Annotated in this window: 12 protein-coding genes; 4 read left to right on the top strand and 8 right to left on the bottom strand. The window is 67.7% G+C overall.

Features of this window, described 5'->3' with window-relative positions; all coding sequences use genetic code 11:
- Nucleotides 1-194 precede the first annotated feature (194 nt).
- Complete coding sequence (locus ACSDHM_RS15285) at nucleotides 195-1,397, top strand: amino acid transporter (protein WP_409349621.1); 1,203 nt, start codon at nucleotides 195-197, stop codon at nucleotides 1,395-1,397.
- Between the two features lie 101 nt (nucleotides 1,398-1,498).
- Here the strand turns inward: ACSDHM_RS15285 and ACSDHM_RS15280 are convergent, their stop codons facing one another.
- From ACSDHM_RS15280 to ACSDHM_RS15270, 3 genes are all read right to left on the bottom strand, one after another.
- Nucleotides 1,499-2,857 (bottom strand): TolC family outer membrane protein, encoded by a 1,359-nt coding sequence (locus ACSDHM_RS15280; protein WP_005419128.1) that lies wholly within the window; start codon nucleotides 2,855-2,857, stop codon nucleotides 1,499-1,501.
- 16 nt (nucleotides 2,858-2,873) lie between these two features.
- Entirely contained in the window at nucleotides 2,874-3,521 is a 648-nt protein-coding gene (locus tag ACSDHM_RS15275; RefSeq protein WP_049416694.1) for a protein-L-isoaspartate O-methyltransferase family protein, read from the bottom strand.
- A 135-nt stretch (nucleotides 3,522-3,656) separates the two neighbouring features.
- A complete protein-coding gene (locus tag ACSDHM_RS15270) occupies nucleotides 3,657-4,337 on the bottom strand; it encodes a TetR/AcrR family transcriptional regulator (RefSeq protein ID WP_072167595.1) in 681 nt (226 codons plus the stop codon).
- 118 nt (nucleotides 4,338-4,455) lie between these two features.
- Here ACSDHM_RS15270 and ACSDHM_RS15265 point away from each other — a divergent pair, with 118 nt between their 5' ends.
- Entirely contained in the window at nucleotides 4,456-5,586 is a 1,131-nt protein-coding gene (locus tag ACSDHM_RS15265) for an efflux RND transporter periplasmic adaptor subunit (RefSeq protein WP_088497410.1), read from the top strand.
- 4 nt (nucleotides 5,587-5,590) lie between these two features.
- Nucleotides 5,591-8,752 carry an efflux RND transporter permease subunit gene (locus ACSDHM_RS15260; protein ID WP_049416701.1) on the top strand — a complete coding sequence of 1,054 codons (3,162 nt, stop codon included), beginning with the start codon at nucleotides 5,591-5,593 and terminating at the stop codon, nucleotides 8,750-8,752.
- 199 nt (nucleotides 8,753-8,951) lie between these two features.
- Here the strand turns inward: ACSDHM_RS15260 and ACSDHM_RS15255 are convergent, their stop codons facing one another.
- Entirely contained in the window at nucleotides 8,952-9,857 is a 906-nt protein-coding gene (locus ACSDHM_RS15255) for a LysR family transcriptional regulator (RefSeq protein WP_180890587.1), read from the bottom strand.
- 117 nt (nucleotides 9,858-9,974) lie between these two features.
- Here ACSDHM_RS15255 and ACSDHM_RS15250 point away from each other — a divergent pair, with 117 nt between their 5' ends.
- Complete coding sequence (locus ACSDHM_RS15250) at nucleotides 9,975-10,748, top strand: SDR family oxidoreductase (protein WP_072167591.1); 774 nt, start codon at nucleotides 9,975-9,977, stop codon at nucleotides 10,746-10,748.
- Nucleotides 10,749-10,851: 103 nt separating this feature from the next.
- Here ACSDHM_RS15250 and leuB read toward each other — a convergent pair whose 3' ends face one another.
- From leuB to ACSDHM_RS15230, 4 genes are read right to left on the bottom strand one after another with little or no spacing between them, the layout of a single operon-like run.
- The gene (leuB, locus tag ACSDHM_RS15245) at nucleotides 10,852-11,913 is read right to left on the bottom strand and encodes a 3-isopropylmalate dehydrogenase (protein WP_088496830.1); all 1,062 of its coding nucleotides are present in this window, start codon (nucleotides 11,911-11,913) and stop codon (nucleotides 10,852-10,854) included.
- Nucleotides 11,903-12,481: a 3-isopropylmalate dehydratase small subunit gene (leuD, locus tag ACSDHM_RS15240; protein WP_021202144.1), complete on the bottom strand. Its 579-nt coding sequence runs from the start codon at nucleotides 12,479-12,481 to the stop codon at nucleotides 11,903-11,905. Before leuD ends, leuB begins: the two co-directional genes overlap by 11 nt.
- Entirely contained in the window at nucleotides 12,481-13,899 is a 1,419-nt protein-coding gene (leuC, locus tag ACSDHM_RS15235) for a 3-isopropylmalate dehydratase large subunit (RefSeq protein ID WP_072167589.1), read from the bottom strand. The genes leuD and leuC overlap by 1 nt, the downstream gene beginning before the upstream one ends.
- 60 nt (nucleotides 13,900-13,959) lie before the next feature.
- On the bottom strand, nucleotides 13,960-14,733 hold the full coding sequence (locus ACSDHM_RS15230) for a class I SAM-dependent methyltransferase (RefSeq protein ID WP_072167588.1): 774 nt from the start codon (nucleotides 14,731-14,733) through the stop codon (nucleotides 13,960-13,962).
- Nucleotide 14,734: the final 1 nt, after the last annotated feature.

Genomic DNA, 14,734 nt, shown 5'->3' with positions numbered 1-14,734 from the left:
TCTGTCGTTGCTGGACCGACCCTGCCGATGGCAGCGTGCCTGCCATCACATCGTGGCGCACGCAGCACCGATTCCGATTCCGCAGGACGACGCAGGCTGCCAGCCTGCTGTCGACCGCGCTTGGGCGGATATCAAGGGAACTTGCGATGGACGGCGACAGGGGCAGGGACGGCACCGGTGGGGCGCGCTTGGGGATGGACCACCTGGCTGTGGTGGCACTGACGCTGCTGGTGGGCGGCAGCGTGATCGCGCTGGTGGGCCAGCACACGGCGGCACAGGCGGGCCCCGCCATCGTACTGAGCCTGTTGCTGGCCGCACTGGGGGCTGGCCTGGTGCTGTGCTGCCTGCAGGATCTGGTGCTGCGACTGCCGGCGGCCGATGGCCTGTACGGGCTGCTGGCCGCCAGCTGGGGGCCACGGGTGGCCGTCGTTCTGGGCACGATCCTGTTGCTTGAGCTGACGGCGACCACGGCGGGCGCGGCACAGTCCATGGCCCGCCATGTACATGCGGTGCTGGCTACCGGAGGCCTCCATGCCAACGACTGGCTGCCCGTGCAGATAGCGGCGGCCGTGGGCCTGCTGACGTTGAGCGCGCTCGCGTTGCTGCCGCCGCGGGGTGTGGCCCTGGCGGCCTGTGCGCTGCTGACGGTGAAGATCGGTGTGGGGGTGTTGCTGCTGGCGCTGGCGGCACGTCACGTGCACTACGGGCATTGGATTCCCTGGCTGCCTCCGGCGACCGCGCCGTATCGCTTCGGGCTGGGGGGCGTGCTGGCGGCTGCGGTGCCGCTGCTGGGCATATTTGCCAGCGTGGGCCTGGCACTGGGCTTTCCTGCGCTGCGCCGCCAGGGCGCGATGTGGCAGCCGGCGGTGCTGGCGCTGGTCTCGTTGCTGGCGATGCTGCTGCTGATCGTGCTGGCAGCATTGCAGGCCGGGCTGGTCGAGTTTTCCGCGCTCGCCAGTACCCGGCCACTGGCGGTGGCGCTGCAGGTGCACCCCGAGCTGCAGTGGATGCTGCCATTGTTGCCCCTGGCCGGGGCAGCGGGCCTGGCCGCCCTGCAGTTGGTGCTGCTGATGCTGGCCGTCCGGTTGGCCACATCGTTGTGGCTCCGCGCAGCTGACGCGGCGGGACGATCCCGCACGCGCCTGAGCGCAATGGTGGTTGCGCTGCCGGCGGTGATGCTGGTGTTGTGGCTGCCGCAGGGCACCTTGCCGGCGCTGCCGGGTCCGGCAACGCTGGCGGTGATGGCGGCGCTGTGCCTGGCGGTGCTGCGGCGGCGTCGGGATGACACCCGGCAAGGCGCAGCCGGCTGCGGGCTGATGATGTCGATGCTGGCCCCTTTGGCAGCCGCGCTGTGCGTGCTTGCGGCGTTGGAACGCCTGCGCGCGTGGCCGGGCTGACGGTTCGTGGGGCCACGCCGGGGGGGGGGGCGCGTGTGTGGATGCAGCACCTGCAAAAAAGCCACCCTCGCGGGTGGCTTTTTCGTTGCAGGGGCGGCGACTCAGTGCGTGGTCGTGGCCGGGTTGCCCGCGTCCTGGGTCAGCAGCCGATTGACGTCCTGCAGTTCGGCCACGTCCAGCGCACCCAGCGACTGGCTCAGCAGCAGGCGGTTCTGCAGGAAGGTGTAGCGGGCCTGGGCATAGTCCAGCTGCGCCGAGAACAGGATGCGCTGGTTCTGGATCACATCCAGCACGGTACGGGTACCGACTTCCAGGCCCACCTGCGAGGCGTCGTACGCGCTCTGCGCCGAAACCACCGCCAGGCGGCGGGCTTCCACTTCGCTGATGCCCTGCACCAGGGTCTGGTAGGCATTGCGGGTATTGCGATCCAGGGCACGCTTCTGCTGCTCGTAGCCGTCCTGGGCGATGTCACGCTGCGCCAGCGCCTGGCGCACGCCGGACTGGGTGGCACCACCGGAGAAGATCGGCACGCTCAGGGTCAGGCCGATGCTGTTGGTGCGCGCATCCGGCGACAGCGAGCCGGCACCGGTGCTGTCGCCCCAGGTGGCGCTCTTGCCCCAGCTGCCGCCCAGCGACAGGGTCGGGTAATGACCACCACGGGCAGCCTGCACGCCGGCTTCGGCGGCACTGACCTTCAGCTCCTGCGCCTTCAGCGCCGGATTCTGGGTGGTGGCCTGCTGCACCAGCTCGTCGATGTTGCCGCGGTTGGCCGGCACTTCCGGGCGGAAGTCCGCCGGCAGGCCACGCAGGTTGGTCACCGGCTGGCCGGTCAGTTCGGTCAGGGCCTGGTAGTTATCGGCCAGGGTGTTCTGCGCGATGATGGTGTTGGCGCGCGCCTGGTCGTACTGGGCGCGTGCTTCGTGCACGTCGGTGATCGGCGCCAGGCCCACTTCCAGGCGCTTGTCGGCGAAGTCGAACTGCTTCTTCGCGGCCGCTTCATTGGTCTGTGCGGCGTTCAGCGATTCGATCGCCACCAGCACATTGAAGTAGGCCGCCGAGGTGCGCACGATCAGGTTGTCGTTGGCCGATTCGAGGGTGAAGTCCGCCGCCTTGCTCAGCTCACGCTGCGAGCGCAGGTTGTTGATCTGGGTCCAGTTGAACAGCGTCTGGCTGCCGTCGATCGTGTAGGTGCGGCGCTTGTTGGTGAACGAGCCGGAGTTGGCGTCGGCGTTCGGCTCGCTGCGCGTGCGGTTCAGCGCGGCCTGGCCGTTGATCTGCGGCAGCAGGGCGGCACGCGCCTGCACGGCGCCTTCCTTGTCGTACAGCCGGGTCGATTCGGCGGCCGACAGCTGCGGATCGCCGTTGCGGGCCATTTCGTAGACCTGCAGCAGGTCGGCGGCATGGGCGGACAACGGCAGCAGGGCAGTGGCCAGCGCAACAGCGAGGGATCGGCGGATCATTGCGGCTTCCTTGGACTCAGAGGTGGAACTGGGGGGCCGGGGCGGCACCACGCAGGTAATCGATATCGGTCTCGAACAGCGACTCGGAGCTGCCGTCGGCCTTGACCAGCAGGGCCTCCATCGCCGGCGAGCGGCCGTGGATCACGAACAGGCGGCCACCCGGACGCAGCCACGAGGCGAACTGTGACGGCACCACGTCGACCGCACCAGTGACACAGATCACGTCAAAGCGGCGTTCGGTCTGCCAGGACAGGGCATCGGCCACTTCCACGCGGACGTTGCTGCCCAGGCCGGAGGCGTCCAGGCGGGCACGCGCAGCGGCGGCCAGCTCCGGGTCGATTTCCAGGCTCAGCACATCGCGCGCCAGCGCGCCGATGCAGGCCGACAGGAAGCCGCTGCCCGTGCCGATTTCCAGTACTTCGTCACCCGGCTGCAGGTCCAGTGCCTGCAGGGTACGGCCCTCGATGACCGGCTTCATCATCTTCTGGCCGTGGCCGATCGGCAGTTCGACATCGGCGTAGGCCAGTGCCCGGTGCGCGTCGGCGACAAAGGCCTCGCGCGGCAGGCGGGCCAGGACGTCGAGCACCTTGATGTCCAGCACGTCCCAGGGACGGATCTGCTGTTCCACCATCAGTTCGCGGGCGTGGGCGTAATCAATCGTCATGAGGTTCAAATCCAGCGCAGTGGGCCGGCCATTTTACCGGTGCCGGAGGCCGGCGGCGCGCCCAGAGCATCAGCTGCCGGGGGCCGGGGTCGCAGTGCCGGAAGTCATCGCGACCTCCGGTTCGTTCAGTTTTGGTTATTCAGCCGTTCCGGCCCCTCGCGGCGCGTAGGCGCGCAGGAAGAAGTCGATGCTGGCGGTCACGTGGGCAACAGGGTCGCATTCCACGGGCGACAGTGGCATGCCGCACATCATATGCATGTGCACTTCGCCCTTGACCAGGGTCAGGAACTGCTCGCCGGCCAGAGCACAGTCGGTGATCTCCAGTTCGCCGCGTTCGGCGCGGGCGCGCAGGAAATCGGCCAGCGCCTCGCAGGTACGCTCGGGGCCGGCTTTCCAGAACAGCGCGCGCAGGCGTTCGTCGGTCTCCGGCGCCATCATCATGCGCTGGATCGAGATCGCCGCGTCGGAGGTGATCAGCTCGAAGAAGGCCAGGCCGATACCGATCAGCTGGTCGCGCAGCGGGCCGTCCGCGTCGGCTACGAACAACGCGTCGGGCAGCATTTCAACGCACTTTGACTGCACCGCCTCGGAGAACAGCGTCTCCTTGTCGCCAAAGTGGCTGTACACAGTCAGCTTCGAGACGCCGGCCTGAGCGGCGATGGTGTCCATGCTCACGCCGGTATACCCCTGTTCGATGAACAGTGCCTTGGCTGCTTCAAGGATCGCCGCGCGCTTGCCGAGGTCCTTGGGGCGCCCGGGTCCGGCGGCCTTGGCAGCGGGCTTGGCCGACGGCTTGCGGGAAGTGGGAGAACTCATCGCAACAATACTAGACCAAGCGGTTCGATATTTATACTATACCGGCCGGTTTATTAAATTGGGCCGGCAGTCGCGGCTCCCTCCTTAGTTGCAACCCTGCGTTTCAGGACGTTGACCGATGAAGATCGTGCGCTGGATGGGCGGTATGGTGTGGATGGCTGCGCTGGCAGCCTGTTCGGGGCAGGAACAGGCGCCACCGGCGGCCGTGCCGGTGCTGGTGGTTCACCCCGGCGAGCAGGCCGGGCAGGCGCCGGCGGCGTTCCCGGGCACGGTGCGTGCCCGGCAGGAAAGCCCGCTGTCGTTCCGCGTTGGCGGCAACCTGGTCAAGCGCCACGTCGATGCCGGGCAACGGGTGAAGAAGGGCGACGTGCTGGCCGAGCTGGACGTGGCCGACTTCGCGCTGCAGGCCCGTGCCTCGCAGGCGCAGCTGGCGGCAGCCGAAGCCGATCTGGTGCGTGCCCGCGATGACCTCAAGCGTTACCAGGTGCTGGCCGACCAGCAGCTGGTCAGCCGCTCGCAGCTGGACCAGCAGTCCGCCGCGTTCAAGGCCGCGCAGGGCCAGGCCAACGCCGCCCGCGCCAACCTCGATGTGTTGCGCAACCAGGCCGGCTACGCACAGCTGCGCGCGCCAGCCGACGGTGTGATCGCCAGCCGCGAGGCCGAGGCCGGGCAGGTGGTGTCCGCCGGGCAGACCATCTTCAACTTGGCTGCCGACGGTGGCCGCGAAGTGCTGATCGACCTGCCCGAGGCCACCATCCGCGACTATGCGGTGGGCCAGCCGGTCGAGGTGGAGTTGTGGAACCGCCCCGGCCAGCGCCTGCCGGGCACGATCCGGGAGATTGCCGCCGCTGCCGATCCGCAGGCTCGCACCTATGCGACCCGGGTCAGCCTGCCGGCCGATGCGCTGGCCGACGTCGAACTGGGCCAGAGTGCCCGCGTCTACAGCAGCGCCGGTCGCCACGGCACCCTGCAGCTGCCGCTCGGCGCGCTGCAGCGCGGTGTCAACGGTGCCGCCAGCGTATGGGTGGTCGATCCAGCCAACAGCACGCTGAGGGCCGCAACGGTTACCACCGGTGTGTTTGGCAGCGAGACGGTACCGGTACTGTCGGGCGTGAGCGGGGGGGACTGGGTAGTTGCTGCGGGTGGCCACCTGCTGCGGGCCGGTCAGCCGGTGATCGCCGTGGACCGGCAGAACCGTCCCGTGCTGAAGCCGGCTACGCCGGCCGCTGCCGCCAAGGCCAGGGAGTAAGCCGGTGCGCCGCTTCAATCTTTCCGAGTGGGCGTTGTCCAACCGCCCGCTGGTGCTGTTTGCGATGCTGGCCTTCGCGCTGATCGGCGCATGGTCGTACAAGCATCTGGGCCAGTCCGAGGACCCGCCGTTCACCTTCAAGGCGATGGTGGTGCGCACATTGTGGCCCGGGGCCACTGCCGAGCAGGTCTCGCGGCAGGTGACCGAGCCGCTCGAGAAGGCGCTGATGAATACCGGCGAGTACGAGTTCATCCGCTCGTACTCGCGTCCGGGCGAATCGCAGATCATCTTCATGGCGCGCGACAGCCTGCGCTCCAGGCAGATCCCGGACCTGTGGTACCAGGTGCGCAAGCGCGTGGGCGACATCCGCCCGACGCTGCCACGCGAGATCGTCGGTCCGTTCTTCAACGATGAGTTCGGCGACACCTACGGCAACATCTATGCGTTGACCGGCAAGGGCTTCGACTATGCGGTGATGCGCGACTACGCCGACCGCATCCAGCTGGAACTGCAGCGGGTGCCCGACGTCGGCAAGATCGACCTGGTCGGCCTGCAGGACGAGAAGGTGTGGATCGAACTGTCCAACACCCGGCTGGCCACGCTGGGCGTGTCGATGCAGCAGGTGCAGCAGGCGCTGGCCGACCAGAATGCAGTGACCGGCACCAGCTTCTTCGAGACCGCCACCGATCGGGTGCAGCTGCGGGTGACCGGCCAGTTCAACGACATCGAAGCGATCCGTCAGTTCCCGATCCGCGCCGGTGACCGCACCGTGCACCTGGGCGACATCGCCGAGGTCAAGCGCGGCTTCGCCGATCCGGCGTCGCCGAAGATGCGCTTCATGGGCGAAGAGGCGATCGGCCTGGCGGTGGCGATGAAGGATGGCGGTGACATCCTCAAGCTCGGCGCCAACCTCGATGCCGAGTTCGAACGCCTGCAGAAGACCCTGCCGGCCGGCATGCAGCTGCGCAAGGTGTCCGACCAGCCGCAATCGGTAGAAGAGTCGGTCGGCGAGTTCGTGCAGGTGCTGACCGAGGCGGTGGTGATCGTGCTGCTGGTCAGCTTCTTCTCGCTGGGCCTGCGCACCGGCCTGGTGGTGGGCGTGACCATCCCGCTGGTGCTGGCGATGACCTTCTTCGTCATGCACTACTTCGACATCGGCCTGCACAAGATCTCGCTGGGTGCATTGGTGCTGGCGCTGGGCCTGCTGGTGGATGATGCGATCATCGCGGTGGAGATGATGGCCACCAAGATGGAGCAGGGCTACGACCGCCTGCGCGCCGCCAGTTTCGCCTGGGAGTCGACCGCGTTCCCGATGCTGACCGGCACCCTGATCACCGCGGCCGGCTTCCTGCCCATTGCCACTGCGGCATCGAGTACCGGTGAATACACCCGCTCGCTGTTCCAGGTGGTGACCATCGCGCTGGTGGTGTCGTGGATCGCAGCGGTGCTGTTCATCCCTTACCTGGGCGACAAGATGCTGCCGGACCTGTTCAATCCGCAGCCGCCGAAGCCGGGCAGCCTGTCAGCGCGCTGGCACGCCAAGCGCCAGCAGTGGGCCGACCGCTATCCGGCGCTGGCCAATCTGATCGCGCCGCCGCAGCACGGGCACGACCACGATCCGTACCAGCGCCCGTTCTATCGTAGTTTCCGTCGCTTCCTCGATACCTGCCTGCGGCATCGCTGGTGGGTGATCGCGGCGACCATCGGCCTGTTCGTGTTCTCGCTGATGATGTTCCGCTTCGTGCCGCAGCAGTTCTTCCCGGATTCGACCCGGCCGGAACTGATGGTGGACATCGAGCTGGCCGAGGGCGCCTCGCTGCGCTCGACCCAGGCCCAGGCCGAGAAGCTTGAGAAGCTGCTGTCCAGCCGCGAGGGCATTGCCAACTACGTGTCCTATGTGGGCACCGGTTCGCCGCGCTTCTACCTGCCGCTGGACCAGCAGCTGCCGGCGACCAACTTCGCCCAGTTCGTGGTGCTGGCCAAGGACATCACTTCACGCGAAAGCACCCGCGACTGGCTGCTGCACGAGGTGATCCCGAAGTTCCCGGACGTGCAGATGCGCGTGACCCGCCTGGAGAACGGCCCGCCGGTCGGCTATCCGGTACAGATGCGCATCTCCGGCGAGCACATCGAGAAGGTGCAGGCGATCGCGCGCCAGGTCGAGGCCAAGGTGCGGGAGAACCCGCACGTGATGAACGTCAACCTGGACTGGAGCGAGCCGAGCAAGGTGGTGCGCCTGGTGGTCGACCAGGAGCGCGCCCGCGCGCTGGGCGTGAGCAGCGCCCAGGTCAGCCAGTTCCTGTCCAGTTCGTTGGCCGGGCAATCGGTCAGCGTGTATCGCGAGGGCAATCGCCAGATCGAGATGCTGCTGCGCGGGCCGGCCGATGAGCGCAATCAACTGGAGCTGCTGTCCAGCCTGTCGATGCCCACCGCCAACGGTGGCAGCATCACGCTGTCGCAGGTGGCGACGATGGAGTACGGCTTCGAGGACGGCATCATCTGGCACCGCAACCGGTTGCCGACGGTGACCGTGCGCGCCGACATCAGTGATGGCATGCAGGCGCTGGACGTGGTGCATCAGATCCTGCCCACACTGGACGGCATCCGTGCCGAGCTGCCCAGTGGTTACCTGCTGGAAACCGGCGGTACCGTGGAGGATTCGGCGCGTGGCCAGAACTCGATCAAGGCCGGCATGCCGCTGTTCCTGGTGGTGGTGGCCACGCTGCTGATGCTGCAGCTGCGCAGCTTCTCGCGTGCAGCGATGGTGCTGGTGACCGCGCCGCTGGGCATCATCGGCGCGACCCTGTTCCTGCTGCTGTTCCGGGCGCCGTTCGGCTTCGTGGCGCTGCTGGGCACGATCGCGCTGGCCGGCATGATCATGCGCAACTCGGTGATCCTGATCGACCAGATCCAGCAGGACATCGATGCCGGGCATGACCGTTGGCATTCGATCATCGACGCCACGGTGCGCCGCTTCCGCCCGATCGTGCTGACTGCACTGGCAGCCGTGCTGGCGATGATTCCGCTGTCGCGCAGCGCGTTCTACGGATCGATGGCGATCTCGATCATGGGCGGCCTGATCGTCGGTACGGTGCTGACCCTGGTGTTCCTGCCGGCCTTGTACGCGGCGTGGTTCCGGGTGAAGCCCGATGAATCCGGGGCGTGATGCCCCGGGTTCTGCGGCCGCGGCCCCTGGTAGGTGCCAACCCTGGCTGGCACATCTTCCAGTAGAGCCACCCCATGGGTGGCTGCGGATTTCCAGGCTCCGTCATCCACGCATGGCGTGGATCTACCGCGATTCGCCATCGCTCGGTAGGTGCCAACCTTGGTTGGCACGGATGCATGCATCCACGCATGGCGTGGATCTACCGCAGCTGCAGACCGATCCGTAGCACCGGCAGCAACCATTCGATGAACACCTGCACGCGCAGCGCACGGTGCTGCCGATGCGGCTGCAGCAGGGTGACCGGCAATGGCTGTGCGACGTGCTGTGGCATCACTTCCACCAGCGCGCCGGATTGCAGCTCGGCCTGTACGTCGTAGCGCGGAATCTGCAAAAGACCCAACCCCGCCACACAGCACGCAATCGATGCCTCGGCGCTGTTCACACGCACCCAGCCAGGCATCGGCAGCGTGCGCAGTTGGCCGCCGTCCTGCCACTCCCACGGTTCCACCCGTGCCGTGGTCGGCGACGCGTAGTTCACCGCGCGGTGCTGCGGCAGGTCGGCAGGATGCTGCGGCACGCCGTGTTCGCGCAGGTAGGCCGGCGCCGCAACGTTGACAAAATCCAGTTGGCCCAGCGTGCGCGCCACCAGGCTGGAATCGCCCAGTTGGCCGACCCGCAGCACCGCATCGCAACCGTCTTCGATCAGGTTCACCGCGCGGTCGGTCATGCCCAGGTCGACTTCCACCTGCGGATACTGCGCGAAGAACCCGGGCAGCGCCGGTGCGATGATGCGGCGGCCGATGCGGCTGGGTACGTCGATCTTCAGCAGGCCCGACGGCTGGGCGTCGACCTGGAGGAACAGCGATTCGGCGTCTTCGACCTCGGCGATCAGGCGCAGGCAGCGCGCATGGAACACGTCGCCGTCGTGGGTGGTGGACACCCGGCGGGTCGAGCGCTGCAGCAGGCGGGTGCCGAGCCGCTGCTCCAGCTCCGCAATGGCTGCCGAGACCGTGGAACGGGGCAGGCCCAACTGGTCGGCGGCGCGCGTGAAGCTGGCGCACTCCACGACCCGGGTGAAGATGCGGAAGCGATCGATCCGGTCCATTGTTCGCTGGCTCTGGAAAGTTAAGTCAAAGTGGCGGGCTTTATCCGCATTTTCTGCACGATATCGTCGTCAGGGCAGGGTTGCCACCCCGGGCAGCCCCCTCCCGAGACCGAAGCCATGACCGAGCATTCCCTCAAGGGCAAGACCGTGCTGATCGCCGGTGGCGCCAAGAACCTGGGTGGCCTGATCGCCCGCGACTTCGCCGCACAGGGCGCCAAAGCCATCGTCATCCACTACAACAGTGCCGCTACCCAGCCCGACGCAGAAGCGACGGTAGCCGCGGTGCAGGCCGCCGGCAGCAAGGCGGTGGCCCTGCAGGGCGACCTGACCTCGGCGGCAGCGATGGAGCGCTTGTTCGCCGATGCCGTGGCCGCAGTCGGCCGTCCCGACATCGCCATCAATACGGTCGGCAAGGTATTGAAGAAACCGCTGCTGGACATCAGTGAAGTGGAGTACGACGAGATGAGCGCGGTCAATGCCAAGGCCGCGTTCTTCTTCCTGAAGGAGGCAGGTCGCCACGTCAATGACGGTGGCCGCATCTGCACCCTGGTCACCTCGCTGCTGGGTGCGTTCACGCCGTTCTATTCCAGCTACGCCGGCACCAAGGCGCCGGTCGAGCACTTCACCCGCGCGGCGTCGAAGGAGTTCGGCGAGCGCGGCATTTCGGTGACCGCGATCGGTCCCGGTCCGATGGACACGCCGTTCTTCTATCCGGCCGAGAGCGCCGATGCGCAGGCGTATCACAAGACTGCGGCGGCGTTGTCGGCGTTCACCCGCACCGGGCTGACCGACATCGCCGATATCGTGCCGTGGATCCGCTTCCTGGTGACGGATGGCTGGTGGATGACCGGGCAGACGATCCTGGTCAATGGTGGGTACACCACCAAGTAACGCAGCCACGCATGGCGTGGGTCTACCAGTAGAGCCACCCCATGGGGGGGCTGCGCACGATATCCGACGGGAAGCGCGCCACGCATGGCGTGGCGCTACCGGATCAGCCCAGCTTCGCCAGCACCGCGTCGGTCGCTGCCGCGGTGCTCACCGCCTTGCCCTTTGCAGCCAGATCAGCAGTGAACACGCCGTCATCCAGCACCGCATGCACGGCGGCTTCCACGGCTGCCGCTTCGGCCTCCAGCCCCAGCGAATGGCGCAGCAGCATCGCGGCGCTGAAGATTGTCGCGTACGGATTGGCAATGCCCTTGCCGGCGATGTCCGGGGCCGAACCGTGGATGGGCTCGTAAATGCCCACCGCACCCGGCTCGCCCAGCGAGGCCGACGGCAGCAGGCCCAGCGAACCGGCCAGCATCGAGGCCTCATCGGTGAGGATGTCGCCGAACATGTTCTCGGTGACGATCACGTCGTACTCGCGTGGCTTGGCCAGCAGGTGCATGGCCATCGAGTCGACCAACTGGTGCTCCAGCGCCACGTCCGGGAACTCCTCGCGGCCGATGCGTGCGGCCACGTCGCGCCACAGGCGCGAGGTTTCCAGCACATTGGCCTTGTCCACCGAAGTGACCTTGCCGCGACGCTGCTGGGCCAGGCGGAAGGCGCTGCGCAGCACGCGCTCGATTTCGGCCACGGTGTAGCGGCACAGGTCGCTGGCGCTGTCGGCGTCGCGGGTCTTGTCGCCGAAGTAGATGCCGCCGGTCAGTTCACGCACCACCACGAAGTCCACGCCCTGCAGCAGCTCGGCCTTGATCGGCGAGGCGTGCAGCGCGGCCTCGTGGGTACGCACCGGGCGCAGGTTCGCATACAGGCCCAGCGCCTTGCGGATCGCCAGCAGGCCCTGTTCCGGGCGCACCTTGGCGTTCGGGTCGGACCACTTCGGGCCGCCGACCGCGCCCAGCAGCACCGCATTGGCGGCCTGGCAGGCGGCGAGGGTCGACGCCGGCAGCGGTTCACCGTGGCGGTCGATGGCAATGCCACCGATGTCGTGCTCGCTGAAGGTGAAGGTGTGGTTGAAGCGTCCGGCGACCGCCTTCAGGACGGCAACTGCCGCGGCGGCCACTTCCGGGCCGATGCCATCACCGGGCAGGACAACAATTTCAGCGTGCATGCTCACTCTCGTAACGTTCGATTTCAGGGACACGGCCCAGCAGATACCCCAACTGGTCGACGCCTTCCAGCAGGCAGGTCTGCGAGAAGCCATCCAGCGGGAAGGAATAGACGCGGCCATCGGGGGTGCGCAGTTCGCGCGCAGCCACGTCGATGGTCAGCGCATCGTCCGGGCGCTGCATCAGCGCCTGCACGTCGGCCTCGTCCAGCACGATCGGCAGCAGGCCGTTCTTCAGCGCGTTGCCGCGGAAGATGTCCGCGATCTCGCTGCTGACGATGGCACGCAGGCCCAGGTCGGTCAGTGCCCAGGGAGCGTGTTCGCGCGACGAGCCGCAACCGAAATTGCGGCCCGCCAGCAGGATGCTGCGGCCGGCGTTGTGCGGTTGGTTGAAGGCGAAGTCGGCCACCGGCGAACCATCAGCTTGCCAGCGCCAGTCGTTGAACGCGTTGCGACCCAGCCCGGCACGCTCGGTGGTGGACAGGAACCGCGCCGGGATGATCTGGTCGGTGTCGATGTTGGTCTGGCGCAGCACCACGCTGGCCGAGGTCAGGGTACGGAAACCGGCCATCACGCCACCTCCTGTGCGAACAGTTCGCGGGTATCTGCGACGTGCCCGTTCACCGCCGCCCATGCGGCGCTCATCGGCGAGGCCAGCAGCGTGCGCGAACCGGGGCCCTGGCGGCCTTCGAAATTGCGGTTGCTGGTGCTCACGGCCAGCTGGCCGGGGGCGACCAGATCGCCGTTCATCGCGATGCACATCGAGCAGCCCGGCTCGCGCCATTCGGCACCGGCCGCGCGCACGATCTCGTGGATGCCCTCGGCCTCGGCCTCGCGCTTGACGATCTCCGAGCCCGGTACCACCAGCATGCGCACGCGCTCGGCGACACGACGGCCGCGCAGCACCTGTGCGACTTCGCGCATGTCGCTCAGGCGGCCGTTGGTGCACGAACCAACGAACACTACGTCCACCGGTGTGCCCGCCAGCGCCTTGCCGGCCTGGAAGTGCATGTAGTCCAGGCCCTTCTGTGCGGCGGCATCGTTGGCGGCGGGAATCGGCGCATCCACGGCGATCGCGGTACCCGGATGCGTTCCCCAGGTCAGGGTCGGGCGGATGTCGGCGGCGTCGATGTGCACTTCGCTGTCGAAGCGCGCGCCATCATCGCTGCGCAGCTGTTGCCAGCGCGCCACGGCAGCGTCGAAGTCGGCGCCCTTGGGGCCGCGCGGCGTAGCGGCGACGAAGTCGAAGGTGACCTGGTCGGGCGCGACCATGCCGGCGCGTGCACCTGCTTCGATCGACATGTTGCACAGGGTCATGCGCTGTTCCATGTCCATCGCTTCGATGGTGCTGCCACGGAACTCGATCACGTGGCCGGTGCCGCCGTTGACGCCGATCACGCCGATGATGTGCAGGACCACATCCTTGGCGCCGACGCCGGGTGCCAGCGCACCGTCAACGGTGATCGCGAAGGTCTTGGCCTTGCGCTGCAGCAGGCACTGCGTGGCCAGCACGTGGCCGACCTCGCTGGTGCCGATGCCGAAGGCCAGCGAGCCGAATGCACCGTGGGTGGAGGTGTGACTGTCACCGCAGACGATGGTCATGCCCGGCTGGGTGAAGCCCTGTTCCGGCGCAATGACGTGGACGATGCCGCGGTTGTCCGAGGCCATGTCGAACAGTTCGATACCGTGCTCGGCGCAATTTCGCGCCAGGGTGGCGACCTGTGCCTCGGAAGCGGCGCTGGCGTAGGGCAGCGTGCCGTCGGCCGCAGCCGGCAAGGTCGGCGTGGAGTGGTCCATCGTCGCCTTGGTGCGGTCCGGGCGGCGCGGCGCCAGGCCGCGCTCGCGCAGTTCGGTGAATGCCTGTGGCGAGGTCACCTCGTGGATCAGGTGCAGGTCGATGTACAGCACGGCGGGCGCGCTCTCGGATTCGGGAACCACCACGTGGGCGTCCCACAGTTTGTCGTACAGGGTGCGGGGTGCGGAAGTCATGCGTATGCCTGGCAGAAGTACGAGATAGCGAACATCAGTAAAGAAAGCGGAACGGTCAAGTCAGCGACGGCGGGCGAGCACACGCAGGCGCACGTAGTCGGCCAGCGGCTGGCCGGCGGCATTGCGTGGCAGGTCGGCCAGCAACGCGGTGGCCGCCTCGCGCACGGTGGCGCGGGCCTCGGCGGGCAGGTCATCCAGCAGCGGCGCGGCGAATACCCGCAGCCAGCCGGCTACGCCGGTCGGCAGTGGGGTCGGGCGCGGCGTGCATTCGGTCAGTTGCACCTGGAAGCCATGCTGGCGCAGGCGGTCGGCATAGGCATCGGCGCTCGGGAAGTACCACTGGAAGGTGCTGGCGCCATGGCCGTGGGCCACGCGTGCGGCCTGTACCGCCGCGACGATCGTGGCCACGTTGCCATGGCCGCCGAACTCGGCGACGAAGCGGCCACCGGGGCGCAGCGCGCGACGCACGCCTTCCAGCACGCGGTCCGGGTTGCCCATCCAGTGCAATGCGGCATTGCTGAAGACCGCATCGAACTCGCTGTCGAACGACAACGCGTGGCCGTCCATCACCTGCGCGTCGACGCCACGTGCACGGGCGGCGATCACCAGTTCCGGCGACGCGTCCACGCCGTGGATGCGCGCGCCGCTCAGGGCCAGTTCGGTGCTGAGCACGCCGTCGCCACAGCCCAGGTCGAGGATGCGCTCACCGGCGCGCGGATCGAGCAGGCGCGCGACCGCGCCACCGAGCAACGGTACGAAGCCGGCATCGATCGCATAGTCCTGGGCGTTCCACTGCTGGCCAGCGGCTGCGGTAGGAGTGTCGAAGGCGCTCATC

This window comes from Stenotrophomonas sp. T8 (assembly GCF_051853085.1).
Taxonomy (GTDB): Bacteria; Pseudomonadota; Gammaproteobacteria; order Xanthomonadales; family Xanthomonadaceae; genus Stenotrophomonas; species Stenotrophomonas sepilia.
The sequence above is the reverse complement of the archived record's forward strand: the minus strand, read 5'-3'. Positions and strand labels throughout refer to the sequence as shown.

Bases quoted from the DNA above. Each gene is read 5' to 3' on its own strand.
- ACSDHM_RS15285 (WP_409349621.1), top strand. From the start codon at position 195: ATGGACCACCTGGCTGTGGTGGCACTGACGCTGCTGGTGGGCGGCAGC.
- ACSDHM_RS15280 (WP_005419128.1), bottom strand. From the start codon at position 2,857: ATGATCCGCCGATCCCTCGCTGTTGCGCTGGCCACTGCCCTGCTGCCG.
- ACSDHM_RS15275 (WP_049416694.1), bottom strand. From the start codon at position 3,521: ATGACGATTGATTACGCCCACGCCCGCGAACTGATGGTGGAACAGCAG.
- ACSDHM_RS15270 (WP_072167595.1), bottom strand. From the start codon at position 4,337: ATGAGTTCTCCCACTTCCCGCAAGCCGTCGGCCAAGCCCGCTGCCAAG.
- ACSDHM_RS15265 (WP_088497410.1), top strand. From the start codon at position 4,456: ATGAAGATCGTGCGCTGGATGGGCGGTATGGTGTGGATGGCTGCGCTG.
- ACSDHM_RS15255 (WP_180890587.1), bottom strand. From the start codon at position 9,857: ATGGACCGGATCGATCGCTTCCGCATCTTCACCCGGGTCGTGGAGTGC.
- ACSDHM_RS15250 (WP_072167591.1), top strand. From the start codon at position 9,975: ATGACCGAGCATTCCCTCAAGGGCAAGACCGTGCTGATCGCCGGTGGC.
- leuB (WP_088496830.1), bottom strand. From the start codon at position 11,913: ATGCACGCTGAAATTGTTGTCCTGCCCGGTGATGGCATCGGCCCGGAA.
- leuD (WP_021202144.1), bottom strand. From the start codon at position 12,481: ATGGCCGGTTTCCGTACCCTGACCTCGGCCAGCGTGGTGCTGCGCCAG.
- leuC (WP_072167589.1), bottom strand. From the start codon at position 13,899: ATGACTTCCGCACCCCGCACCCTGTACGACAAACTGTGGGACGCCCAC.
- ACSDHM_RS15230 (WP_072167588.1), bottom strand. From the start codon at position 14,733: ATGAGCGCCTTCGACACTCCTACCGCAGCCGCTGGCCAGCAGTGGAAC.